The sequence below is a fragment of the Shinella sp. BE166 genome, from assembly GCF_051201095.1.
Classification (GTDB): Bacteria; Pseudomonadota; Alphaproteobacteria; order Rhizobiales; family Rhizobiaceae; genus Shinella; species Shinella lacus.
On the sequence record NZ_JBPEHL010000005.1, the window covers coordinates 433,961 to 456,968 of the forward strand.

Here is a 23,008-nt window from a genome sequence, read left to right on the forward strand (position 1 = left end):
ACCGATGGACATGCAAACCTCTCTTCTCGACAGGCTCTTCCATTCAGGCCTGCTCATCGATACCGGCGTGGAAGGCCTCTATGGCCGCAGCGGCGCCTTCGAGGACGTCATCGCCCGCTTCGAGCGGCTGATCGATGCCTATGGCGGCGCCGACGGCGCGGAGGCCATGCGCTTTCCGCCGGGCATGAACCGCGCGCATTTCGAGACATCCGGCTACATGAAGAGCTTCCCGCAGCTCGCCGGCACCGTGCACAGCTTCTGTGGCGGCGAACTCGACCATATGAGCCTGCTGCAATGCATGGAAGTTGGCGGCGACTGGATGAAGGACCAGAAGCCGACCGATATCGTGCTGACGCCGGCCGCCTGCTACCCACTCTATCCGACGATCGCCAAGCGCGGCCGTTTGCCGGCTAAGGGTGGCCTCTACGACCTGCAATCCTACTGCTTCCGCCATGAGCCGTCGAACGATCCGGCCCGCCAGCAGCTCTTCCGCATGCGCGAATATGTCTGCATGGGCACGCAGGATCATGTGACGGAGTTCCGCCAGACCTGGATGGATCGTGGCCTCGAAATGATGGCCAAGGTCGGCCTCGACGTTACGATGGATGTGGCGAACGACCCGTTCTTCGGCCGCGCCGGCCGCATGCTTGCCAACAACCAGCGCGACCAGAACCTGAAGTTCGAGCTGCTGATCCCCGTGACATCCGCCGCCAAGCCGACGGCCTGCATGAGCTTCAACTACCACCAGGACGCTTTCGGCGCCAAGTGGGGGCTGAACCTCGAAAACGGCGATGTCGCGCACACCGCCTGCGTCGGCTTCGGCCTGGAACGCATCGCGCTCGCCCTCTTCGCCCGCCACGGCCTCGATATCGCCCTGTGGCCGGCCGAGGTCCGCAAGGTGCTGGGATACCAGGACTGAGCATGGCCGCCGTCTTCGCCGGGGCCGATCCCGAGACCTACCGGCCGCATGCGCTGCACGATGCGGAGCGCATGTGGCCGGAGACCAACTGCTATATCGATCTCTGGATCGAGGTGCTGAACGCCTTCGGCGCCGCGCCGGAGGCGATGCTCGGGTTTTCCCTGACCCAGGATTTCGAGGGCGACCAGTTCACCTTCTTCAAGGTGCCGCTGGAAGACCTCGAAAGCCTCTACGGCATCCGCGCGACGGAACTCGCCATCTTCGACAGCGTGGAAAGCCACGTCGCGACCCAGATCGCGCGCGGCCGCCTCTGCCTCGTCGAGATGGACAGCTTTTACATGCCCGACACCCGCGGCGTCGCCTATGGCCAGGAGCATGGCAAGACGACGGTGGCGATCAACCGGCTGGACCTTGAGAACAAGCGGCTCGACTATTTCCACAATGCCGGCTTCTTCCGGCTGGAGGGCGCGGATTTCGACGGCCTGTTCCACTTGAACGACGGCCCGGACGAGCTGCCCTTCCTGCCCTATACAGAATTCGCCAAATTCCCGGAAAAGCGGCCTGGCGAGGTGCATCTCCGCTGTGAAGCCAAGCGCCTGCTCGCCGTTCATTTCGCCCGGCGCCCGGAGGCAAACCCGGTCGCGGCTTTCGCGAGCGTCTTCCCGCAGCAGGTGGAGGCGGTGGCGGATCGCCCCTTCGGCTTCTTCCACAAATACGCTTTCAACACGCTGCGACAGCTCGGCGCGAATTTCGAGCTAGCCGGCAGTCATCTCGACTGGATCGCGCCCGATGGGAGCCTCATCGAGGCCGCCGAGGCCGCGCGGAAAATTTCCGAGACGGCGAAATCCGTGCAGTTCCAGATCGCCCGCGCCGTGACCCGCCGGAAATTCGAGCCGCTGGCGACAGCGCTCGATCCGGCTATCGAAGCCTGGGACAGGCTGATGGCGACGCTTGCCGCCCGCATCGGCTGACGGAGGATGTCCTTGACCGGAAACGACCTTTCGAGCGGCTGGCGCATGATCCTGACGCCGGCCGGCGCCGCCGCGGAGCCTGCGGCGCTCGAAGCCTTTTCCGATGTCATCGACGCCCCCGTGCCCGGCACCGTCGCCGGTGCGCTGGAACGCGCCGGCCGCTTCGACCGCACCGCACCCGCGCCGCTCGATCATCTCGACGCCTGGTATGTGCTCGACCTCGAAGAGGCGCCGGGAGCAGCGGTTCTGCATTTCGAAGGCCTCGCCACGGTGGCCGAGGTTTGGTGGAACGGTGCGCTGGCGCTGTCGTCCGAAAGCATGTTCGTGCGTCACGACCTGCCCGTCACGCTCACCGGCAACGACCGCCTTGCCCTCTGCTTCCGCGCGCTGAAACCGCAGCTGGAGAAACGCGGCCCCCGCGCCCGCTGGCGGCCGCAGATGATCACGCCGCAGGGCCTGCGCCTCGTGCGCACCACGCTGCTCGGCCGCATGCCGGGCTGGTGCCCGGAGGTTCACGCCGCCGGCCCCTGGCGTCCCGTGCGCCTCTCGCGGCCCACGCCGGCCCTTCCTGCCGATATCCGGATTTCCGCGCGGCTCGATGCGGACGGCACCGGGCACCTCGACGTTCGCTTCAGCTTCGACAGCGCTACCCCGCCGATAGTGGAATGCGCGGGCGCGACCGCTATTGCCGTGCCCGATGGCGAAGGTGGTTTCAGCGCCAGCCTCACGATTCCCGACGTCGCAACCTGGTGGCCGCGCACGCATGGCAAGCCCGTTCTGCACGACGTCTCCCTCGTCGCGGACGGCAAGCGCCAAGCGATCGGCCGCACCGGCTTCCGCCGTATCGTGATCGACCGGGGCGCCGATGGCCGGGATTTTGCGCTCCTCGTCAACGGCGTAAAAATCTTCTGCCGCGGCGCCGTCTGGACCACGGCCGATATCGTTGATCTTCCCGGCAATCGCGAGCGCTACGAACCGCTGCTGAGGCTCGCCGCGGACGCCAACATGAACATGCTGCGCATCGGCGGCACCATGGCCTATGAAACGCCGGACTTCTTTGCGCTGTGCGACGAACTGGGGCTGATGGTCTGGCAGGATTTCCAGTTCGCCAATTTCGATTACCCGGCGAACGATCCCGCCTTTGCGGAGAACGTGCGCAAGGAAGTGTCCCAGATCCTCGACGCGACCGCCGCCTCGCCATCGCTCGCCGTGCTGTGCGGCGGCAGCGAGATCGACCAGCAGGCGGCGATGCTCGGCCTGCCGGAAGCGTCGTGGGCCGGGGCGCTGACCCGCGACATCCTGCCAGCGTTGGTGGCTACCCACCGCCCCGACGTGCCCTATGTCGAAAACTCGCCGAGCGGCGGCGCCATGCCCTTTTCGCCGAATGCCGGCGTGACGCACTACTACGGCGTCGGCGCCTATTGCCGGCCGCTGGAGGATGCGCGCCGGGCCGAGGTGCGTTTTTCCGCCGAAAGCCTCGCCTTCGCCAATGTGCCGGAACAGCAGACGCTCGACGCCCATCTGCCGGTGCCCGCCGTGCACGATCCGCGCTGGAAGGCCCGCGTGCCACGCGACCGGGGTGCCTCCTGGGACTTCGAGGATGTGCGCTACCATTATCTCGGCCTGCTCTACGTCCACGACCCGGCGCGCCTGCGCCGCGAGGACCCGGCCCGCTATCTCGATCTCTCCCGCGCCGTCGTGGCCGAAGTGATGGAGGCGACCTTTGCCGAATGGCGCCGGTCGCAATCCACCTGCAACGGGGCGCTCGTCTGGACCTTCCAGGACCTGCTGCCCGGCGCCGGCTGGGGCATCGTGGATGCGACCGGCCTGCCGAAATCCGCCTGGCATGCGCTGCGCCGTGCCTTCCGCCCGGTGCAGGTCGTGCTCTCGGACGAGGGCACCAATGGGCTGGACGTGCACGTCATCAACGACAGCGCGCATGAAAAACATCTTGTGCTGGAGCTTTCCTGCCTGCGCCATGGCCGCCAGGCTGTCGTCAGCGGACGGCGCGAGCTCACGCTTGCCCCGCATTCGGCCGAAACGCTGCCGGCAACCGACCTCTTCGGCGCCTTCTTCGACACGACCTATGCCTTCCGTTTCGGTCCGCCCTCCCACGACGTGACCGTCGGCCGGCTGACCGATACTGATGGAACGATGGTTTCAGAGGCGTTCCATTTTCCGCGCGGTCGGGCGGAGGCCCTGTTTTCCGCTGCCGCGACGGCGGCGCTGCGGCAGGATGCCGACGGCTGGGTTCTGGATGTGTCGGCGGATCGTTTTGCGCAATCCGTCGCAATAGAGGCCGAAGGCTTCGTGCCATCGGACAACTGGTTCCACCTGGTGCCCGGCGCCCTGAAACCCATCCGCCTTACACCCCGCGCCGGCACCGATCCGGGGGCAAAACCCAGCGGGGAAATCCGCGGCATCGGCCTGGAGTCCGTCGTCAGTTTTTGAGCTTCATGCGGGACGTCGAAGACCGGACCACAGGAAATCACCGATGATTTTCTGTAGTCGGCCCATGCTTCAGAAGAAAACGTGCAACGGCCACTGCACCGGGCGGCGGGAATAGGAAAGCCGGCTGCCTTCGAGCGGAAGCCTGTCCTGCTCGCCGGAATCAACCGTCTCTTCGGCCTCGCGGGTTTCTTCGGTCTTCGGCTGGAAGCCGACCGGATAGAGGTTGAAGTAACCGAGCGTCACGCCACCGAGATACATCATGCCATCGCTTCCGTTGCTGTTACGATCCGGTCAACATCATGGCAAAATCGTGGCATCTGTCAATAGTCCATAAAATTGGTGCTCTATTCGACCCTTGATTGCACGGCGCCCGTGGGGTTACGAGGCATCTCCACACCACCGGATCGACCGCTTGTACACGCTGGACCAGACCGAAACTTTCGAGCAGGAAATCCGCAAGAGCCGGTTCCGCGCGATCGCCTGTCCGGTCGAGAGCGAGGCGGAGGCGAAGGCGCGACTGGCGGAGGTTTCCGACATGGCGGCCACCCACAATTGCTGGGCCTGGCGGATCGGCCAAGCCTATCGCTTCAGCGATGACGGCGAACCGAGCGGCACCGCGGGAAAGCCGATCCTGCAGGCGATCGACGGGCAGGCGCTCGATCGCACGCTCGTCGTCGTCACGCGCTGGTTCGGCGGCATTCTTCTGGGGAGCGGCGGGCTCATCCGCGCCTATGGCGGCACCGCGGCCCTCTGCCTGCGCGCCGCCGCCAAAACGGAATATGTCGAGCGTGTCGCGCTCTCCGTCTCGCTCGGCTTTTCTGATCTCGCCCTGGTGAAGGCGCGGCTTGCCGCCCTGCCGGGGCTGGTGATGGACGAGGAGGCCTATCACGATACGGGCGCGCGCCTCTGCTTCCGCGTGCCGGCGGACAAGGCGGAGGAGACCGGCCGGCTGATCGTGGATCTCACCAGCGGGCGGGCCGAAATCGGCGATTGAGGCCAGATTCGCCTCGCCGACCAAAATAAAATCCCCTTCCATTTCGCGGCGTTTCCGGAGAACGGTTTGGCGCGGCCGCGAAGCAACGCCGAATGCCGTGTTGCGAGGGGCGGGATAGACGCAAAGATGCGCTCCCGGCCTCTCCGGCAGCGACGGCTTGCCGCTATAGGCAAGGCGGAATTTTCGTTCTACACCCGCCGGGATATATTCTCGCGGGCCGTCTGCCTGCGATCCCGCACGACAGAGAGGACGAGACCCATGAGCCTGCGCATCAACGACATCGCTCCGGACTTCACCGCCGAAACCACCGCCGGCACGATCGGCTTCCATGACTGGATCGGCGATGGCTGGGCCGTGCTCTTCTCGCACCCGAAGAACTTCACCCCGGTCTGCACCACCGAGCTCGGCGCCATGGCCGGCCTCGAAGGCGAATTCCGCAAGCGCGGCGTCAAGATCATCGGCATCTCGGTCGATCCGGTCGAAAGCCACGGCAAGTGGAAGAACGACATCCGCACCGCCACCGGCTTCGACGTGGAATATCCGCTGATCGGCGACAAGGACCTCGCGGTCGCCAAACTCTACGACATGCTGCCGGCCGCCGCCGGTGAGACATCCGAAGGCCGCACGCCCGCCGACAACGCCACCGTGCGCTCGGTGTTCGTCATCGGCCCGGACAAGAAGATCAAGCTGATCCTCACCTACCCGATGACGACCGGCCGCAATTTTGCGGAAATCCTGCGCGCGATCGATTCGATCCAGCTCACCAGCAAGCACCAGGTGGCAACGCCCGCCAACTGGCAGCAGGGCGAGGACGTGATCATCACCGCCGCCGTTTCCAACGAGGACGCCATCACCCGCTTCGGCGCCTTCGACACGGTGCTGCCGTATCTGCGCAAGACGAAGCAGCCGGCCGCCTGATCCGGCACTGGCCAGAGAGAGCCAACCTCTCCTCCGTCATGCTCGGGCTTGACCCGAGCATCCACCGCCTCTCCGCTGCATGGATCCTCGGCTCAAGGCCGAGGACGACGTTGGTGGGGAAGGGGGCGACGAAACAGAACAGCCCCGGCTTGCCGGGGCTGTTTTCTTTTCTACTGGATGAGGATGGCGCGGAAATCGTTGACGTTGGTGCCGGTCGGGCCGGGCACGAAAAGGTCGCCGAGCGCGTCGAAGGCGGTCCAGCTGTCGTTGCGGCCGAGATAGTCGGCGGCGTCCTTGCCCTTGCCGGCGAGGCGCGCGACGGTGGTGCCGTCGGCGAAGGCGCCGGCATTGTCTTCCGAACCGTCGATGCCGTCCGTATCGGCAGCGAGCGCGGAAAGGCCGTCGAGGCCGTCGGTGGCGCAGGCGAAGGACAGCAGGAACTCGCCGTTGCGGCCGCCCTTGCCCTTGCCCTTGATGGTTACGGTGGTTTCACCGCCGGAGAGCACAACGACGGGTTTCTGGAACGGCCGGTCGCGGCGCACCACTTCGGCGGCGATCGCCGCATGCACGCGGCCGACTTCGGCGGCCTCGCCCTCGATGGCATCGGAGAGGATGACAGCCTCGACGCCGGCCTTGCGCGCAACGTCCGCGGCGGCCTCCAGCGAGACGGCGGCGGAGGCGACGAGCTTCACCTCGTTGCGGGCGAAGCAGGCATCGGACGGCAGCGGCGGCTCGTCCTGGCCGTCGCGGATATGGCGCATCACCGCTTCCGGCAGGTCGAGGCGGTAGCGCTCGATGAAGCGCAGCGCATCTGCACGGGTGGTGGCGTCGGCGATGGTCGGGCCGGAGGCGACGAGGGCGGGGTTGTCGCCGGGAATATCGGAAACGACGAGGGAGACGACGCGCGCCGGGTGGGCGAGGGCCGCAAGACGGCCGCCCTTGATGCGCGAGACCTGCTTGCGCACGGCATTCATGGCGCTGATCGGCGCGCCGGAGGCGAGCAGGGCGCGGTTGACGGCAATTTCGTCGGCGAGCGTCAGGTCGCCGGCGGGTGCCGGCAGCAGGGCAGAGCCACCGCCGCAGATCAGCGCCACGACGAGATCATCTTCGGTGAGGCCGCGCACGGCGGCCATCAGCCGGCCGGAGGCGAGCAGGCCGCTGTCATCCGGCACCGGATGGGCGGCTTCGAGCACTTCGATGCGCTCGCAGGGAACGGCATAGCCATAGCGCGTGACGATCACGCCGGTCAGCGGCGCGTCCCACAGGCGCTCGAAGGCGCGGGCCATCTGCGCGGCACCCTTGCCGGCGCCGATCACCACCGTGCGGCCCTTCGGCTTTTCCGGCAGGTTGGCGGCCAGCACCTTTTCCGGGTCGGCGGCGGCGACCGCGGCGTGAAAGAGCGTTTCGAGAAAGGCACGCGGATCGGCGATATCAGGCATGGGGTTCCTCCAAGTCTGCGGAATGCTGGTCTTATGAACACGAAGCCCCTCATCCGCAAGCCTGCGTCACCTTCCGAATGAAGATGACGCGGCGGGATGAGGGGCTCGTATTTCCTCCTCCAGGATGGGTGACCGGGCGGGGCTCCCCTCCCCGCCCGGTCAGGCCGTCGGTCGACGGCTAGGCCGTCATGCGACGGCGTGGTTCGCCATGCGCTCCAGCGCCGTGACGAGACCTGAGTGATCGAGGCCGGCATCGCCGTGAGCGGCGCACTGGTTGAAAAGTTCCTGCGTCGAGGCGGTGTTGGGCAGCGAAACGCCCAGCGCCTTGGCGCCCTGGAGGGCCAGGTTCAGGTCCTTCTGGTGCAGCGAGATGCGGAAGCCCGGATCGAATGTACGCTTGACCATGCGCTCGCCATGCACTTCGAGAATGCGCGAGGAGGCGAAGCCGCCCATCAGCGCGGCGCGCACGCGGGCCGGATCGGCACCGGCCTTCGAGGCGAAGACGAGCGCTTCGGCGACCGCTTCGATGGTGAGGGCAACGATGATCTGGTTGGCGACCTTGGTCACCTGGCCGTCGCCGCAATCGCCGACGAGCGTGATGTTCTTGCCCATCAGTTGGAACAGCGGCAGCGCCCGGTCGAAACTTTCCTGCGAGCCGCCGGCCATGATGGAGAGCGTGGCGTTCTTGGCGCCCACTTCACCGCCGGAAACCGGACCGTCGACATATTCGGCGCCGGTCGCGCGGATCTTCTTGGCGAATTCCTTGGTCTCGATCGGCGAGATCGAGCTCATGTCGATGACGAGCTTGCCGGCGGACAGACCATAGGAAACACCGTTCTCGCCGAACAGCACATCCTGCACTTCCGGGGTGTCCGGCAGCATGAGGATGATCGTGTCGACGGTCTCGGCCAGCGCCTTCGGGCTGTCGACGATCTTCAGGCCGTTGTCGAGGAGTTCCTGACGCGGCGCGATTGCGAATTTCGAGGTGATGACCGTGTGGCCGGCGTCCTGAAGGTGACGTGCCATGGGCGTGCCCATGATGCCGAGGCCGATGAAACCGATATTTGCCATGATGCTAACTCCCTAACTTGAATTGTTTTTGGCTCAGCGACCGATTTCGACCAGCCAGCCGAGGCCTTCCTGCGTGGTGGCGGCCGGCTTGTATTCGCAGCCGATCCAGCCGTCGTAGCCGAGCGCGTCGAGCGTCTTGAACACGAAGGGATAGGCGATCTCGCCGGTGCCCGGTTCGCCCCGGCCCGGATTGTCGGCAAGCTGCACATGGGCGATCTTCGCCTGGTGCTTCTTGAAGGTGCCGATCAGCTCGCCCTCGGTGCGCTGCTGGTGGTAGAGGTCGTACTGGATGAACAGGTTGTCGCTGCCGACTTCGGCGATGAGCGAGGCCGCCTGGTCCGGGGTGTTGAGGTAGAAGCCCGGAATGTCGAAGCGGTTGATCGGCTCGATCAACAGCCGGATTCCGTGTTTGCCGAGTTCGGCGGCCGCAAGCTTCAGGTTGGCGACGAAAGTCGAGCGCAGCACTTCGTGCGAGGCGCCGACCGGGGCGATGCCGGACAGGCAGTTGACCTGCTTGCAGCCGAGCGCCGTCGCATAGTCGATGGCGGAAGCCACGCCGCGGCGGAACTCGTCGACGCGGTCCGGCAGGATGGCAATGCCGCGCTCGCCGCCGGCCCAGTTGCCGGCCGGCAGGTTGTGCAGCACCTGCGTCAGCCCATGCAGATCGAGGGCGGCGCGCAGCGCTTCCTTGTCGAAATCATACGGGAAGAGGTATTCCACGCCCTCGAAGCCGGCCTTCGCGGCCAGCGCGAAGCGTTCGAGGAACGGCGCCTCGTTGAAGAGCATGGTCAGATTGGCCGCAAATTTCGGCATTTTTTTCTCCTTAGTCCAGCAGTGCCATCGTGGCGGTCGGGGCATCTTCACCGCGTTCGGCAAGCTCCTCGAACTCGACGACGGCATTGATGTCGGCGCCCATGGCGATGTTGGTGACGCGCTCCAGGATGAACTCGATGACGACGGGAACCTGGTGCTCCTTCATCAGCTTCTGCGCCGTGTTGAAGGCTTCCTGGAACTCGTTCGGGCTGCGGACCCGGATCGCCTTGCAGCCGAGGCCTTCGGCGACCGCGACATGGTCGACGCCATAGCCCGGCTCCGCATCGTCCGATGCATTGACGTTGTCGAAGGCGAGCGAGACTTCGAAGTCCATGTTGAAGCCGCGCTGGGCCTGGCGGATGAGGCCGAGATAGGAATTGTTCACGACCACATGCAGGTAGGGCAGCTTGTGCTGGGCACCGACCGCAAGCTCCTCGATGAGGAACTGGAAGTCATAGTCGCCGGACAGGGCGACGATCGGACGATCCGGATCGGCGGCACGCACGCCGAGCGCTGCCGGCAGCGTCCAGCCGAGTGGGCCGGCCTGGCCGCAATTGATCCAGTTGCGCGGCTTGTAGACATGCAGGAACTGCGCGCCGGCGATCTGCGAAAGGCCGATGGTCGAGACGTAGCAGGTGTCGCGGTCGAAGGCCTTGTTCATTTCCTCGTAGACGCGCTGCGGCTTCAAAGGCGTCTGGTCGAAATGGGTCTTGCGCAGCATGGTGCGCTTGCGCTCGCGGCATTCCTCGGCCCAACCGGACCAGTCGCGCAGCTTGCCGGCGACCTTCCACTCCGTCGCAACGTCGAGAAAGAGTTTCAGCGCGGCGCCGGCATCCGACACGATGCCGAAATCGGGCGTGAAGACGCGGCCGATCTGGGTCGGTTCGATGTCGACGTGAACGAAGGTGCGGCCCTCCGTATAGGTCGGGATATTGCCGGTGTGGCGGTTGGCCCAGCGGTTGCCGACGCCGAGGACGAAGTCGGAGGCGAGCATGGTCGCATTGCCGTAGCGGTGCGAGGTCTGCAGGCCGCACATGCCGGCCATCAGCGGATGATCGTCCGGGATCGTGCCCCAGCCCATCAGCGTCGGGATGACCGGGACGCCGACGATCTCGGCGAATTCAACCAGGAGATCGGAGGCATCCGCATTGATGATGCCGCCGCCGGCGACGATCAGCGGCCGCTCGGATGCGTTCAGCATGGCGAGCGCCTTCTCGGCCTGGGCGCGGGTGGCAGCCGGCTTGTAGGGTTCGAGCGGCGCATAGGCGTCGATGTCGAATTCGATTTCGGCGAGCTGGACGTCGATCGGCAGGTCGATCAGGACCGGACCGGGACGGCCGGAGCGCATGGTGTGGAACGCCTTCTGGAAGACGTAGGGAACCAGGCCCGGCTCCATGACGGTGACAGCCCACTTGGTGACGGGAGCCGCGATCTTCGCGATGTCGACGGCCTGGAAATCCTCCTTGTCGAGGCGGGCGCGGGGCGCCTGGCCGGTGATGCAGAGGATCGGGATCGAATCGGCCGAGGCCGAATAGAGGCCGGTGATCATGTCGGTGCCGGCCGGACCCGAGGTGCCGATGCACAGGCCGATATTGCCGGCACGGGCACGGGTATAGCCTTCCGCCATGTGGCTTGCGCCCTCGACGTGGCGGGCGAGAACATGGCGGACCGTGCCCCGCGCCCTCAGCGCCGAATAGAAGGGATTGATCGCAGCACCCGGAACGCCGAAGGCACAATCAATGCCTTCCTTTTCCAGAACCAGGACCGCTGCATCGACAGCACGCATTTTTGCCATGGGAATTTCCTCCGTCTCTCGAGTTGGAAGGTAACCCATTTCCGATGGCGTGCAATCATAAAATGGAAATCAATCCCATCATGTGGAAATAAACATTTTCAACGAAACTGGAACAATCGATCCGGGCCAGCTATGTCATGACGTCGGCGGACAGGAGAAAACGACATGGCGGACCATCAGGAAAAGACGCGGGCCAAACCGGGCCGCAAGGCCGGCGAAAACGCGGCGCCCTCTTCGGTGCAGGTGCTGGATCGCAGCCTGAAACTGCTGGAGCTGGTGGCGCAGGCCGATGGTGCCGGCCTGACAGAGCTTGCCGACCAGTCGGCGATGGCGCCGTCCACCGTGCACCGGCTGCTCACCTCGCTTGCCCAGCACGGCATGGTCACCCATGACAACGAGACCGGCGCCTGGACGATCGGCGTGAAGGCCTTCGAGATCGGCACCGCTTACCTCCGCTTCCGCAAGCTCGGCACGATCAGCCGGCCCTTCCTGAAACAACTGATGGAAGGCTGCGGCGAGACCGCCAACATCGCGATTGAGGACGACGGCGACGTGGTCTTCATCTCGCAGGTCGAAAGCCATGCGCCCATGCGCGCCTTCTTCCGCCCCGGCCGGCGCGGGCCGATCCACGCGTCCGGCATCGGCAAGGCGATCCTGTCGACCTGGCCGGATTCCCGCATCGAAGCGCTGCTCGCCGGCCGCACCTTGCAGCACTTTACCGACAAGACCCGCGACAGCGTGGCGATGCTTCTGGAGGATATCGCCAAGATTCGCATCCGCGGCTGGTCGATCGACGACGAGGAGCACACGCTCGGCATGCGCTGCGTGGCGGCACCGATCTTCGACGAATATGGCGAGGCCGTTGCGGGGATTTCCGTGTCGGGACCGGCGGTGCGCCTGCCGGACGAGAAGGTCGGCGCCTTCGGGCCGGTGGTGCGCGCGGCTGCAGAAGAGTTAACCAAGGCCATGGGTGGACGCTCGAAGCGCGCTTGACTTTGCCGGCGAAGGGCTCAGTTTTGCCCGGTGAAAATCACGAGAGGATTTCCCGATGCGCATCGTCCGCCCCGCCGTTGCCGCCGCCTTCACGCTGCTTGCCGCAAGCCCGGCCTTTGCAAAGATCCCGCTCGTCAACGCCACCTGCCCCGGCAAGATCGAGGTGCATGCCGACGAGGGCGGGCCGGTCTACATCAACGGCAAGGAAGCCAAGCTCCACGTCTTCAACGACAATTATTACGAGGCCAAGGGCGGCGGCGTGACGATCTCGCTCACCATCCGCCCGGACGGCTCGCCCGACGTGTCCTATACCGGACACGGTGGCGCGAACGGTGTTTGCACCGTCAAATAATCAGGCCGTTTCGAGAACGCGTTTTTCGGCGGCCTTGCCCTTCCCCTTCATCGCCTTGCCGGCGACATAGACCTCGGCGACGCAACGGTCGTCGCCCATGGTCTGGAGGATGAACAGCTCTTCGAGCAGCGAGGTCGCGGTGCGCATGCGATATTCCATCGCCGACTTGGCGCTGGAATCGAGCACGACGATATCCGCATCCGCGCCGGAATGCAGCGAACCGATATGGTTTTCCAGCCCGAGCGCGCGGGCATTGCCGAGCGTCATGCGGTAGAACGAGCTGAACGGCGTCAGCCGCTGGCCCTGCAGATGCAGCACCTTGTAGGCCTCGTCCATGGTTTCCAGCATAGAGAAGCTGGTGCCGCCGCCGACATCGGTGGCGACCGACCAGCGCGCGCCGAGCCTGTCGAAACGGTCGCGATCGAACAGGCCGGAGCCGAGGAAGAGGTTCGAGGTCGGGCAGAAGACGCCGACGGCGCCGGTCTCCGCCAGAACCGAAATCTCCCGGTCGCTCAGATAGATGCAATGGCCGAGCAGCATGCGGTCGTTCAGCAGTCCGTAACGGGCGTAGATATCCGTATAGTCCTTGGCCTCCGGATAGAGCGAAGTTGCGAAGGCAATTTCGTCGCGGTTTTCCGAAAGATGCGTCTGGACGTAGCAGGAGGGATGTTCGGCGACGAGCGCTTGGCTCATCTCCAGCTGCTCCGGCGTCGAGGTGATGGCGAAGCGCGGGCTGATCGCATAATGCGCGCGGCCGCGGCCGTGCCACTTCTCGATGAGCCGTTTCGTCTCGTCATAACCCTGCTGCGGCGTGTCGCGTAGCGCATCCGGCGCATTGCGGTCCATCATCACCTTGCCGCCGATCATGCGCATGCCGCGCGCTTCGGCCGCCGAGAAATAGGCGTCGACGCTTTCGGGATGTACCGAGCAATAGGCAACGGCGGTCGTCGTGCCGTTCGAGAGCAGCTCGTCCATGAATCGCTCTGCCACCGCCGCCGCATGGGCGGGGCGCGAAAACTTCTGCTCCTCGACGAAGACATAGGTGTTCAGCCATTCGAGAAGCTGCGCGCCATAGGACGCGATCGCCTGGGTCTGCGGGAAATGCAGGTGCGTGTCGATGAGGCCGGGCAGGACGAGGTTAGGCAGGTGATCGGCGATCTCGACCTCGGCACCGGCCAGCTTGCGGATATCGGCATAGTTGCCGGTCTCGACCACCTTGCCACCCCGCACGAAGACGGCGCCGTCCTCGAAATAGCGGTAGGAGGCAGCATCGTCGATGCCCTGCGGCTCGGCGACGAAGGTGAGCACGCGGCCCCGGATCAAAAGTTCGCTCATTGGATTTTCTCCCCGCTCACGGCGCTTTCGTACCAGGAGACGAGGAGACGGCGCTCCTCGTCGGAAATCTGCGTCAGGTTTGCCGGCGGCATGGCGTGGCTGCGGCCGGCCTGCAGATAGATCTCGCGGGCATGGGCGGCGATTTCGCCATCCGTTTCCAGCACCACGCCCTTCGGCGGGGTGATGATGCCCTCCCAGCCGGGTTCCTTGGCATGGCACATGGAACAGCGGCCGAGCACCGTGTCACGCACCTTCGGGAAGGCCTCCGCCGTGATGAAGGACTGCTGGACCGCCGAGACCTTGGCATCCGCCGTCTCGCCGGTCAGCACCTTCGGCACCGTGGAGAGCCACATGATGAGGACGAAAAGCAGCGCGGTTGCAAGCCAGGTCCAGGTCGGGTTGCCGGCGTTGGCGTGGGTCGTGTTGAAGTAATGGCGGATCGTGACGCCCATCAGGAAGACCAGCGAGGCGATGATCCAGTTGAACTCCGTGCCGAAGGCCAGCGGATAATGGTTCGACAGCATGAGGAACAGCACGGGCAGCGTCAGGTAATTGTTGTGCGTGGAGCGCTGCTTGGCGATCTTGCCGTATTTCGGATCGGGTGTGCGGCCGGCGATGAGATCGGCGACGACGACGCGCTGGTTCGGCATGATGATGAAGAACACGTTCGCCGACATGATCGTCGCCGTGAAGGCGCCGAGATGCAGGAAGGCAGCGCGGCCCGTGAAGAGCTGCGTATAGCCCCAGGCCACAGCGACCAGGATGAAATAGAGCGCCACCATCAGCCGCGTGTTGTCATTGCCGAAGGGCGACTTGCAGATGAGGTCGTAGATGATCCAGCCGAAGGCGAGCGAGGCCAGCGAGATGGCGATCGCCACGGGCTTGGAGACGTCGAGCACGTTCGGATCGATCAGGTAGAGGTCGGCGCCTGCATAATAGACGAGACAGAGCATGCCGAAGCCGGAGAGCCAGGTGACGTAGCTTTCCCACTTGAACCAGACGAGGTGCTCGGGCATCGAGGCCGGCGCCACGAGATACTTCTGGATGTGGTAGAAACCACCGCCATGCACCTGCCACTCCTCGCCATGGGCGCCCGGCGGCAGTGCGGGGTGCTTCTTCAGGCCGAGATCGAGCGCGACGAAATAGAACGACGAGCCGATCCAGGCGATCGCCGTGATCACGTGCAGCCAGCGCACGGCAAACATCAGCCAATCCCAGGCTATGGCATATTCGTACATAGGGACCTCCACCCACTTTTCGTGGTCTTGTTTGCCATCAAGCGATTTTCTCGGAAATCCCGGTGAATCCCCAACACTTTCAAAAAAATCTATAAGATGGCCCCCACTTTGCTCTGCACGCCAATGTGGTAGAAGGAATCCATGTCCTATCTCGATAATGTGCGCGTCTTCGTTCGCGTGGTCGAACTCGGTACTCTTTCAGCGGCAGGGCGCGACCAGCGTGTCACCCCGGCGGTCGCCAGCAATCGCATCAAGGAACTGGAGCGCCATCTCGGCGTGCGCCTCTTCAACCGCACGACGCGAAAGCTCTCGCCGACCGAACACGGCCGCGTCTTCTACGACGGCGCCGTCAAGATCATCGAGGCGGTGAACGAGGCGGAGGCGGCGATCGCCGACCTCTCGCGCAACCCGAAAGGCTCGCTCCGGATCACCGCGCCGCTCGGCATCGGCCGGCGGCTGATCGCGTCGGGCATTCCGGAATTCCACGACAAGTACCCGGATATCGAAGTGCGCGTGCGCCTGTCGGACCACAATGTCGATATCCTCGCCGAAGGCGTCGATGTCGCCTTCAAGCTCGGCGTGCTGGAGGATTCGAATCTCCGCATGCGCGGCATCCTCAATTGCGAACGCGTGCTCTGTGCCTCGCCCGCCTATCTGGCGCGGCGCGGCGTGCCGGCAAATGCGGATGCGCTGATTGCCGACAAACATGACTGTCTGCTGCTGCGGTATCCCGGTTCGAAGGAATATTTCTGGACGCTGGTGACCGCGGAAGGCCCGCGCAAATTCGAAGTCGCCGGCCCCTATGACAGCGACGACGGCGACGTGCTCACGCAATGGGCGCTGGAGGACCGCGGCATCATCAACAAGCCGCTGTTCGAGGTGAAGGCGCACCTGAAGGAAGGCCGGCTGGTCGAAATCCTGAAGGATTCGCCGCCCGCTTCCGTGCAGCTCGCCGCGATCTACCCGCACAAGCGGTTCCAGGACCCGAAGGTCCGCCTGATGATCGACTTCATGGCCGAGCGATGTCAGCGGCTGATCGGCAAGCTGCTCGGTGACGCGCCTGCCGACGAAACCGCTAGCGGCTGACGGCCCGCAATCTATTGACCCGGCTATCGGTCCAGCTCAGCGCCGCCGTCATGATCTCGGCGGCGGCAAGTGTGGCGATGACGGCGGGACGCTTGTCCTTCAGGGTGGTGCCGCCGATCGGGCAGATGAGGTTTTCGAACAGGCCCGGCTGGCCGAATTCGCGCGACAGCCAGTTGCGGAAGGTCGTGCGTTTCGTCTTCGAGCCGATCATGCCGACATAGGCCGCATCGGCGCGCTTCAGCGCCTCGGCGGTGATGAGGAAATCGAGCGCGTGGTCGTGGGTGAGGATGACGAAGCTGCTGCCGGCCGGCGCGTCTCGCACCACCGCTTCCGGCATGGCCGTCAGGCAGGTTTCGATGCGCGGCACCGTGGACGCCATAAGCTCGTCCTCCCGCGTATCCACCAGCACGACGCGCAAGGGCGCCAGCGACAGCGCCATGGCGAGCGCATCGCCGACATGGCCGGCACCGAAGACGTAGACATGCGGGCGCGCCGCCATTTCGCGGTCGCTGCGGGAAATCAGGCTTTTGGCGAGCCCCGGGTTCATGGCGGTGAAGGAAAGCCCGACCCGTCCGCCGCAGCACTGGCCGATCTCCGGGCCGAGCGGCACGTTCATCGGCTCGGCCGCAAGCCCGGAGCGGAGCGCACGCCGCGCCTGGTCGATCGCCATATATTCGAGCTGCCCGCCGCCGATCGTCGCGAAGATCGCCCGGTCCGACACCAGCATCCAGGCATCCGTGTCGCGCGGCGTGGAGCCCGCGGCACCCGTCACCTCGACCAGGATCGACACCGGTTCGCGGCGCAGGAAATCCCGGATGTCTTCGCGCAGGGCGGGCATGACGTCACCCCTTCTTCTGAGCCTTGAGCCGTTCAATTGCCATCAGCACGCATTCCGGCGTTGCCGGTGCATCGAGGCGCGGGCAGATCTTGTGATCCGCGACGCTCGCCACCGCGTCCGACAGCGCATGCAGCACGGCAAGGCCGAGCGGCAGCGGCGGTTCGCCCACGGCCTTGGAGCGGTGGATCGTCGGCTCGTAGGCCTCCGACCAGTCGGTCAGCGCCACATTGAATATTTTCGGGCGGTCGGAGGCGAGCGGGATCTTGTAGGTGGAGGGCGCGTGCGTGCGAAGCCGCCCCTTGCCGTCCCACCACAGTTCTTCCGTCGTCAGCCAACCCATGCCCTGGATGAAACCACCCTCGATCTGGCCGATATCGATGATCCTGTTCAGCGAGCGGCCGGTATCGTGCAGGATATCGGTGCGTTCGACCACATATTCGCCGGTCAGCGTATCGACGGAGACTTCCGAGCAGGCCGCGCCATAGGCGTAATAGTAGAAGGCGTGGCCGCGGCCCTTCGAGCGGTCCCAGTGGATCTTCGGCGTCTTGTAGAAGCCGGCGGCCGAGAGCTGGACACGCGCCATATAGGCCTTCTTCACGAGATCGCTGAAGGAGATCTCCGCATTGCCGATGCGCACCCGGTTCGGCAGGAACACCACCTGCTCGCGCGGAACCTGGTGGGTTTCCGCGGCGAAATCGATGAGCCGGTCCTTGATCTGGCGGGCGGCATCCTGCGCCGCCATGCCGTTCAAATCGGCGCCCGAGGAGGCGGCGGTCGGCGAGGTGTTCGGCACCTTGGCGGTCGTCGTCGCGGTGATCTTCACCCGGTCGAGGTCGATCTGGAATTCCTCCGCGACGACCTGCGCCACCTTGAGATGCAGGCCCTGGCCCATCTCGGTGCCGCCGTGGTTCATGTGCACGGAGCCGTCCGTATAGACATGCACGAGCGCGCCGGCCTGGTTCGATTCCGTCTTGGTGAAGGAAATGCCGAACTTGACGGGCGTCAGCGCCAAGCCGCGCTTGACGATGCGGCTTTTCGCGTTGAATTCCGCAATCGCCTTGCGGCGGCCGGCATAGTCGGCGCTTTCCTCCAACTCGGCGACGATGCGCTGGATGATGCAGTCTTCCACCTTCTGGTGATAGGGCGTGACGTTGCGTGTGCCCTCCACGCCCATCGCATCGTAGAAATTCAGCTTGCGGATATCGAGCGGATCCTTGCCGACGGCGAAGGCCACCTCGTCGATGACGCGCTCCGCACCCACCATGCCCTGGGGGCCGCCAAAGCCACGAAACGCCGTGTTGGAGACGGTGTTGGTGTAGAGCGGTGCGGACTTGGCATGCACATGCGGGAAGAAATAGGCGTTGTCGCAGTGGAACAGCGCACGGTCGCCCACCGGGCCGGACAGGTCCGCCGAAAAACCGGCCCGGAGAGCGAACGTGTAGTCGATGCCGAGGATGCGGCCTTCGTCGTCGAAGCCGACATCGTAGTCGATGGCGAAATCGTGCCGCTTGCCGGTGGCCGCCATGTCCTCGTCGCGGTCGAGCCGGACTTTTACGGCGCGGTTCAGCTTCTTGGCGGCGATGGCGGCCAAGGCGGCGCACTGGTTCGCCTGGGTTTCCTTACCGCCGAAGCCGCCGCCCATGCGGCGCACTTCCACCGTCACGGCATGGCTCGGTACGCCGAGCGCGTGCGCGACCATGTGCTGCGTCTCGCTCGGCCCCTGGGTCGAGCAATAGACGAGCACCTCGTCATCCTCGCCCGGCACGGCAAGCGAGACCTGGCCTTCGAGATAAAAGTGATCCTGCCCGCCAAGCCGCATGCGGCCCTTGATGCGGCGCGGCGCGCTTTCGAGGGCAGCGGCGGCATCGCCGCGCTTCAGCGTCAACGGGGTGACGACCTGGCGGTGGGTTTTGACGTCGAGGTCCCAGATATCGATATCGGCCGGCAGCTCTTCATATTCGATCTTGGCGAGCCGCGCGGCGCGGCGGGCCTCTTCGCGCGTCTCGGCGATCACGCAGAAGATCGGCTGGCCATGGAACTCGACCTTGCCGTTCGCCAGCACCGGATCGTCGTTCATGTAGGAGGGCGAGATGTCGTTGACGCCGGGCACGTCCTCATGGGTCAGCACGTCGACGACGCCGGGCGCGGCGCGCACGGCAGACAGATCGACGGATTTCAGGATGCCATGCGCGACGGTCGAGAGGCCGAGGCCGGCATGCAGCGTGCCGGCGGGTTCCGTGATGTCGTCGATATAGACGGCGGTGCCGGCGACGTGCTTGTGCGCCGAGTCGTGGCGCATGCTGGAATGCACGCCGCCAGCGATCTTTTCGGCCTTGAGGTCAGGGGTGTGCTTGTTCATGGCTCACGCAGCCTCGTATCTGGACACCTGAACGGGTGTCTCGCTTGACGTCGTTTCCATATAGAAACGCAGGAGAAGGTTTTTGGCCACCAGGGCGCGATACTCCGCGGTGGCGCGCATGTCGGTCAAAGGCGAAAAGTCGTCGGCATATTTTTCCATCGCCGCTTCCACCGTCGCTTCCGTCCACCGCCGGCCGAGAAGGGCCGCCTCGACCGCGGCGGCCCGCTTCGGCGTCGCCGCCATGCCGCCATAGGCGATGCGGATTTCGGCCACCGTGCCATCGTCGGCCAGCACCAGGCGGAAGGCGCCGAGCGTTGCCGTAATGTCCTCGTCGCGCCTCTTGGTCACCTTGTAGACGGCGAATTTTTCCGTCGCGGCGGGAATGGGCACCTGCACGGCTTCGACGAATTCGCCGGGCTGGCGGTCCTGCTTGCCATAGGCGATGAAATAGTCTTCGAGCCGGATGGTGCGCCGCTGCGCCCCCTTGCGCAAGGTGAGCGATGCATCCAGCGCGATCAGTGCCGGCGGCGTGTCGCCGATCGGCGAGCCGTTGGCAATGTTGCCGCCGATCGTTCCCATGTTGCGAACCTGTTGGCCGCCGATGCGGGTGATGAGCGGCCCGAGCGCCGGGATATGGTGCGACAGCGTGGCGATCGCCTCGGAATAGGTGACGCCGGCGCCGAAGGAGACCACGCCGTCCTGCACGGAAATCGCCTTCAGTTCATCGAGCCCGGCGATGAAGACCGGCGTGATGGCGCGCATGTGCTTGGTAACCCACAGGCCGACATCGGTGGAGCCGGCGACCACGGTCGCGGTCGGCGAGGCTTCCAGCACGGCAGCGAAATCGTCGAGGTTCGCCGGCACGATCCAGCGGTGCTTTCCCTCGCCGATCTCGACACGGGCGCCGTCACGCAAGGCCTTGAGGCGCGCGATCATGGTTGCACGCTCGGTGAGCAGCGGGTCCTTGTCCGTATTGCCGTAGCTCGAAATGGCGCGCGCGGCGCGCAGGATCGGCTCGTAGCCGGTGCAGCGACAGAGATTGCCCTGGAGCGCCGTTTCGATCTCTTGGTCGCTCGGGTTCGGCGACTGCATCCACAGCGCATAGAGCGACATGACGAAGCCCGGCGTGCAGAAGCCGCATTGCGAGCCGTGATAATCGACCATCGCCTGCTGCACGGGATGCAGATGACCGTCGCTTGCGGCAACATGCTCGACGGTCAACACATGGCAGCCATCCAGCGAGCCGAGGAAGCGGATGCAGGCATTGACGCCTTCATAGACGAGGCCGCCGGACGGCGTCAGGCGCCCGACCAGCACCGTGCAGGCGCCGCAGTCGCCCTCCGCGCAGCCTTCCTTGGTGCCCTTGAGCAGGCGGGAAAGGCGCAGCCAGTCGAGCAGCGTGTGGTCCGGCGCCACGTTGCGCAGCGCCACGTCACGGCCGTTGAGGATGAAGCGCAGCTCGGAGCGGATCTCGACAGGCATGGTTCAGCTCCCGCGGTAGGTGGAGTAGCTATAGGGCGAGACGAGCAGCGGCACGTGATAATGCGCGCCCTCGTCGGCAAGGCCGAAGCGGATGGGGATGATATCGAGGAACATCGGGCCATCGCCCGTGCGGCCGAGATAGTCGCCGGCGTGGAAGCGCAGCTCGTAGGTGCCGGCCTTCATGGTCTCGCCGGCAAGAAGCGGCGCGTCGCAGCGGCCGTCATCGTTCGTCTCGGTCGTCTTCAGCAGATGGAAGGCATCGCCCTCGACCCGGAAGAGTTCGATGCGCAGCCCCTCCGCCGGTTTGCCGCGGGCGGTATCCAGGACGTGGGTCGTGAGCCGGCCGGCCGGCTGCGAATGTGACTGCATGATCTTCCTCCGCGTACACAGTGCTCCTCTCTCCACTATCCGTCAGCCCCTACCCCCTGAAAAGCGGCGGGATCGTTCGAGACTTTCAAAATTTCCGGGGGAATGGCCCGCGCGATTTCGGGTTAGAAATTCGCCATGGACAGGGTTTGGAGGAGCGTTCCCATGCGATATTGCCGTGACATGCACGGATACGGACAGACACCGCCGGCGGCCGAGTGGCCGGGCGAGGCGCGCGTCGCCGTGCAGTTCGTGCTGAACTACGAAGAGGGCGGCGAGAACTGCGTGCTGCACGGCGATGCCGCATCCGAGGCCTTCCTCTCGGAAATCGTCGGCGCCGCCCAATGGCCGGGCCAGCGCCACTGGAACATGGAATCGATTTACGAATATGGCGCACGCGCCGGCTTCTGGCGGCTGCACCGGCTGCTGACGGAAAAGGCCGTGCCGGTCACGGTCTATGGCGTGGCGACCGCCTTGCAGCGTTCGCCGGCCCAGGTCGCCGCCATGCTGGAGGCCGGCTGGGAAATCGCCTCGCACGGCCTGAAATGGGTCGAGCACAAGGACATGCCGGCCGAAGAAGAGCGCGCGGCGATTGCCGAGGCGGTCCGCCTGCACACACTCGTCACCGGCGAGCGGCCGCGCGGCTGGTATACCGGCCGCTGTTCGGTAAACACCGTCGATCTGGTGGCGGAAGAAGGCGGCTTCGACTACGTATCCGATACCTATGCGGACGACCTGCCCTACTGGTACGAGCATGGCGGCCGCCAGCAGCTCATCATTCCCTACACGCTCGACGCCAACGACATGCGTTTCGCGACGCCGCAGGGTTTCAACAGCGGCGACCAGTTCTTCAGCTACCTGAAGGATTCCTTCGATGCGCTCTATGCCGAAGGCAAGGCGGGCAGCCCGAAGATGATGAGTATCGGCCTGCATTGCCGGCTGATCGGCCGGCCGGGCCGCGTCATGGCGCTCGCCCGCTTCATCGACTACGTGCAGAGCCACGACAAGGTCTGGATCGCGCGCCGCATCGACATTGCCGAGCACTGGGCGAAGACCCATCCGCCGCAGAAGCAGGCCGAGCGCCCCTCGCAGATGGCGGAAGAGGCTTTCGTCACACGCTTCGGCGATATTTTCGAGCATTCGCCCTGGGTCGCGCGCCGCGCCTGGGCGGGAGAACTTTCGCCGGCTAACGATACCGCAGTCGGCCTTGCCGCAGCGCTCACCTTCCAGTTCCGCGCGGCAAGCGATGCCGAACGGCTCGGCGTGCTCGTCGCCCACCCCGACCTCGCCGGCAAGCTGGCCGAGGCCAAGCGCCTGACGGCGAGCTCGACCGAAGAGCAGGCGTCGGCCGGCCTCGACGCATTGACGGACGAGGAGCGGGCGCGCTTCACCGAGCTCAACACGGAGTATGTCCGGAAATTCGGCTTCCCCTTCATCATCGCGGTCAGGGACAACACCAAGGCCAGCATCCTCGCCGCCTTCCAGACACGCATCGGCAATGACCGCGACGTCGAATTCGCTACTGCCTGCAAGCAGGTGGAGCGGATCGGGCTGCTGCGGCTCAAAGCCTTGCTGCCGGCCTGAGAGA

Annotated in this window: 20 protein-coding genes; 9 read left to right on the top strand and 11 right to left on the bottom strand. The window is 65.2% G+C overall.

Features of this window, described 5'->3' with window-relative positions:
* Nucleotides 1–4: 4 nt before the first annotated feature.
* Genes J2Y63_RS16200 through J2Y63_RS16210 form a run of 3 tightly spaced genes read left to right on the top strand, consistent with a single transcriptional unit; the run spans nucleotide 5 to nucleotide 4,341 of the window.
* Entirely contained in the window at nucleotides 5–919 is a 915-nt protein-coding gene (locus J2Y63_RS16200; protein WP_435266914.1) for an amino acid--[acyl-carrier-protein] ligase, read from the top strand.
* Between the two features lie 2 nt (nucleotides 920–921).
* Nucleotides 922–1,890 (top strand): DUF1839 family protein, encoded by a 969-nt coding sequence (locus tag J2Y63_RS16205; RefSeq protein WP_435266915.1) that lies wholly within the window; start codon nucleotides 922–924, stop codon nucleotides 1,888–1,890.
* 45 nt (nucleotides 1,891–1,935) lie between these two features.
* Nucleotides 1,936–4,341, top strand: a complete 2,406-nt coding sequence (locus J2Y63_RS16210) for a glycoside hydrolase family 2 protein (protein WP_435266955.1) — start codon at nucleotides 1,936–1,938, stop codon at nucleotides 4,339–4,341.
* Nucleotides 4,342–4,410: 69 nt separating this feature from the next.
* Here J2Y63_RS16210 and J2Y63_RS16215 read toward each other — a convergent pair whose 3' ends face one another.
* Nucleotides 4,411–4,602, bottom strand: a complete 192-nt coding sequence (locus J2Y63_RS16215; protein ID WP_435266916.1) for a hypothetical protein — start codon at nucleotides 4,600–4,602, stop codon at nucleotides 4,411–4,413.
* 151 nt (nucleotides 4,603–4,753) lie between these two features.
* Between J2Y63_RS16215 and J2Y63_RS16220 the strand changes: the two genes are divergently transcribed.
* Both J2Y63_RS16220 and J2Y63_RS16225 read left to right on the top strand, forming a co-directional pair.
* The gene (locus tag J2Y63_RS16220; protein WP_435266917.1) at nucleotides 4,754–5,335 is read left to right on the top strand and encodes an IMPACT family protein; all 582 of its coding nucleotides are present in this window, start codon (nucleotides 4,754–4,756) and stop codon (nucleotides 5,333–5,335) included.
* A gap of 258 nt (nucleotides 5,336–5,593) precedes the next feature.
* Nucleotides 5,594–6,253: a peroxiredoxin gene (locus J2Y63_RS16225; RefSeq protein ID WP_435266918.1), complete on the top strand. Its 660-nt coding sequence runs from the start codon at nucleotides 5,594–5,596 to the stop codon at nucleotides 6,251–6,253.
* 170 nt (nucleotides 6,254–6,423) lie between these two features.
* On the opposite strand, the gene J2Y63_RS16230 is transcribed toward J2Y63_RS16225, so the two are convergent.
* From J2Y63_RS16230 to gcl, 4 genes are all read right to left on the bottom strand, one after another.
* On the bottom strand, nucleotides 6,424–7,692 hold the full coding sequence (locus J2Y63_RS16230; RefSeq protein ID WP_256121353.1) for a glycerate kinase type-2 family protein: 1,269 nt from the start codon (nucleotides 7,690–7,692) through the stop codon (nucleotides 6,424–6,426).
* A 186-nt stretch (nucleotides 7,693–7,878) separates the two neighbouring features.
* Nucleotides 7,879–8,763 carry a 2-hydroxy-3-oxopropionate reductase gene (locus J2Y63_RS16235; RefSeq protein ID WP_435266919.1) on the bottom strand — a complete coding sequence of 295 codons (885 nt, stop codon included), beginning with the start codon at nucleotides 8,761–8,763 and terminating at the stop codon, nucleotides 7,879–7,881.
* Between the two features lie 33 nt (nucleotides 8,764–8,796).
* Nucleotides 8,797–9,576 carry a hydroxypyruvate isomerase gene (gene hyi, locus J2Y63_RS16240; RefSeq protein WP_435266920.1) on the bottom strand — a complete coding sequence of 260 codons (780 nt, stop codon included), beginning with the start codon at nucleotides 9,574–9,576 and terminating at the stop codon, nucleotides 8,797–8,799.
* Between the two features lie 10 nt (nucleotides 9,577–9,586).
* A complete protein-coding gene (gene gcl / locus J2Y63_RS16245) occupies nucleotides 9,587–11,371 on the bottom strand; it encodes a glyoxylate carboligase (protein WP_435266921.1) in 1,785 nt (594 codons plus the stop codon).
* 165 nt (nucleotides 11,372–11,536) lie between these two features.
* On the opposite strand from gcl, the gene bhcR reads away from it, so the two are divergent.
* Nucleotides 11,537–12,364 (top strand): HTH-type transcriptional regulator BhcR, encoded by an 828-nt coding sequence (gene bhcR / locus J2Y63_RS16250; protein WP_256121349.1) that lies wholly within the window; start codon nucleotides 11,537–11,539, stop codon nucleotides 12,362–12,364.
* 55 nt (nucleotides 12,365–12,419) lie between these two features.
* Nucleotides 12,420–12,716 carry a hypothetical protein gene (locus J2Y63_RS16255; RefSeq protein WP_435266922.1) on the top strand — a complete coding sequence of 99 codons (297 nt, stop codon included), beginning with the start codon at nucleotides 12,420–12,422 and terminating at the stop codon, nucleotides 12,714–12,716.
* On the opposite strand, the gene guaD is transcribed toward J2Y63_RS16255, so the two are convergent.
* Nucleotides 12,717–14,051 (bottom strand): guanine deaminase, encoded by a 1,335-nt coding sequence (gene guaD / locus J2Y63_RS16260; RefSeq protein WP_435266923.1) that lies wholly within the window; start codon nucleotides 14,049–14,051, stop codon nucleotides 12,717–12,719.
* Nucleotides 14,048–15,289 carry a urate hydroxylase PuuD gene (locus tag J2Y63_RS16265; protein WP_435266924.1) on the bottom strand — a complete coding sequence of 414 codons (1,242 nt, stop codon included), beginning with the start codon at nucleotides 15,287–15,289 and terminating at the stop codon, nucleotides 14,048–14,050. The genes guaD and J2Y63_RS16265 overlap by 4 nt, the downstream gene beginning before the upstream one ends.
* A gap of 141 nt (nucleotides 15,290–15,430) precedes the next feature.
* Between J2Y63_RS16265 and J2Y63_RS16270 the strand changes: the two genes are divergently transcribed.
* Entirely contained in the window at nucleotides 15,431–16,375 is a 945-nt protein-coding gene (locus J2Y63_RS16270) for a LysR family transcriptional regulator (protein WP_435266925.1), read from the top strand.
* Here J2Y63_RS16270 and xdhC read toward each other — a convergent pair.
* The 4 genes from xdhC to uraH are packed head-to-tail and all read right to left on the bottom strand — an operon-like array spanning nucleotide 16,365 to nucleotide 21,423.
* A complete protein-coding gene (gene xdhC, locus J2Y63_RS16275) occupies nucleotides 16,365–17,213 on the bottom strand; it encodes a xanthine dehydrogenase accessory protein XdhC (protein WP_435266926.1) in 849 nt (282 codons plus the stop codon). The genes J2Y63_RS16270 and xdhC overlap by 11 nt on opposite strands.
* Nucleotides 17,214–17,217: 4 nt before the next feature.
* Entirely contained in the window at nucleotides 17,218–19,572 is a 2,355-nt protein-coding gene (xdhB, locus tag J2Y63_RS16280) for a xanthine dehydrogenase molybdopterin binding subunit (RefSeq protein ID WP_435266927.1), read from the bottom strand.
* 3 nt (nucleotides 19,573–19,575) lie between these two features.
* Nucleotides 19,576–21,054 carry a xanthine dehydrogenase small subunit gene (gene xdhA, locus J2Y63_RS16285; RefSeq protein ID WP_435266928.1) on the bottom strand — a complete coding sequence of 493 codons (1,479 nt, stop codon included), beginning with the start codon at nucleotides 21,052–21,054 and terminating at the stop codon, nucleotides 19,576–19,578.
* A gap of 3 nt (nucleotides 21,055–21,057) precedes the next feature.
* A complete protein-coding gene (gene uraH / locus J2Y63_RS16290) occupies nucleotides 21,058–21,423 on the bottom strand; it encodes a hydroxyisourate hydrolase (protein ID WP_435266929.1) in 366 nt (121 codons plus the stop codon).
* A 162-nt stretch (nucleotides 21,424–21,585) separates the two neighbouring features.
* On the opposite strand from uraH, the gene puuE reads away from it, so the two are divergent.
* On the top strand, nucleotides 21,586–23,004 hold the full coding sequence (puuE, locus tag J2Y63_RS16295; protein ID WP_435266930.1) for an allantoinase PuuE: 1,419 nt from the start codon (nucleotides 21,586–21,588) through the stop codon (nucleotides 23,002–23,004).
* The last annotated feature ends 4 nt before the right edge of the window (nucleotides 23,005–23,008 follow it).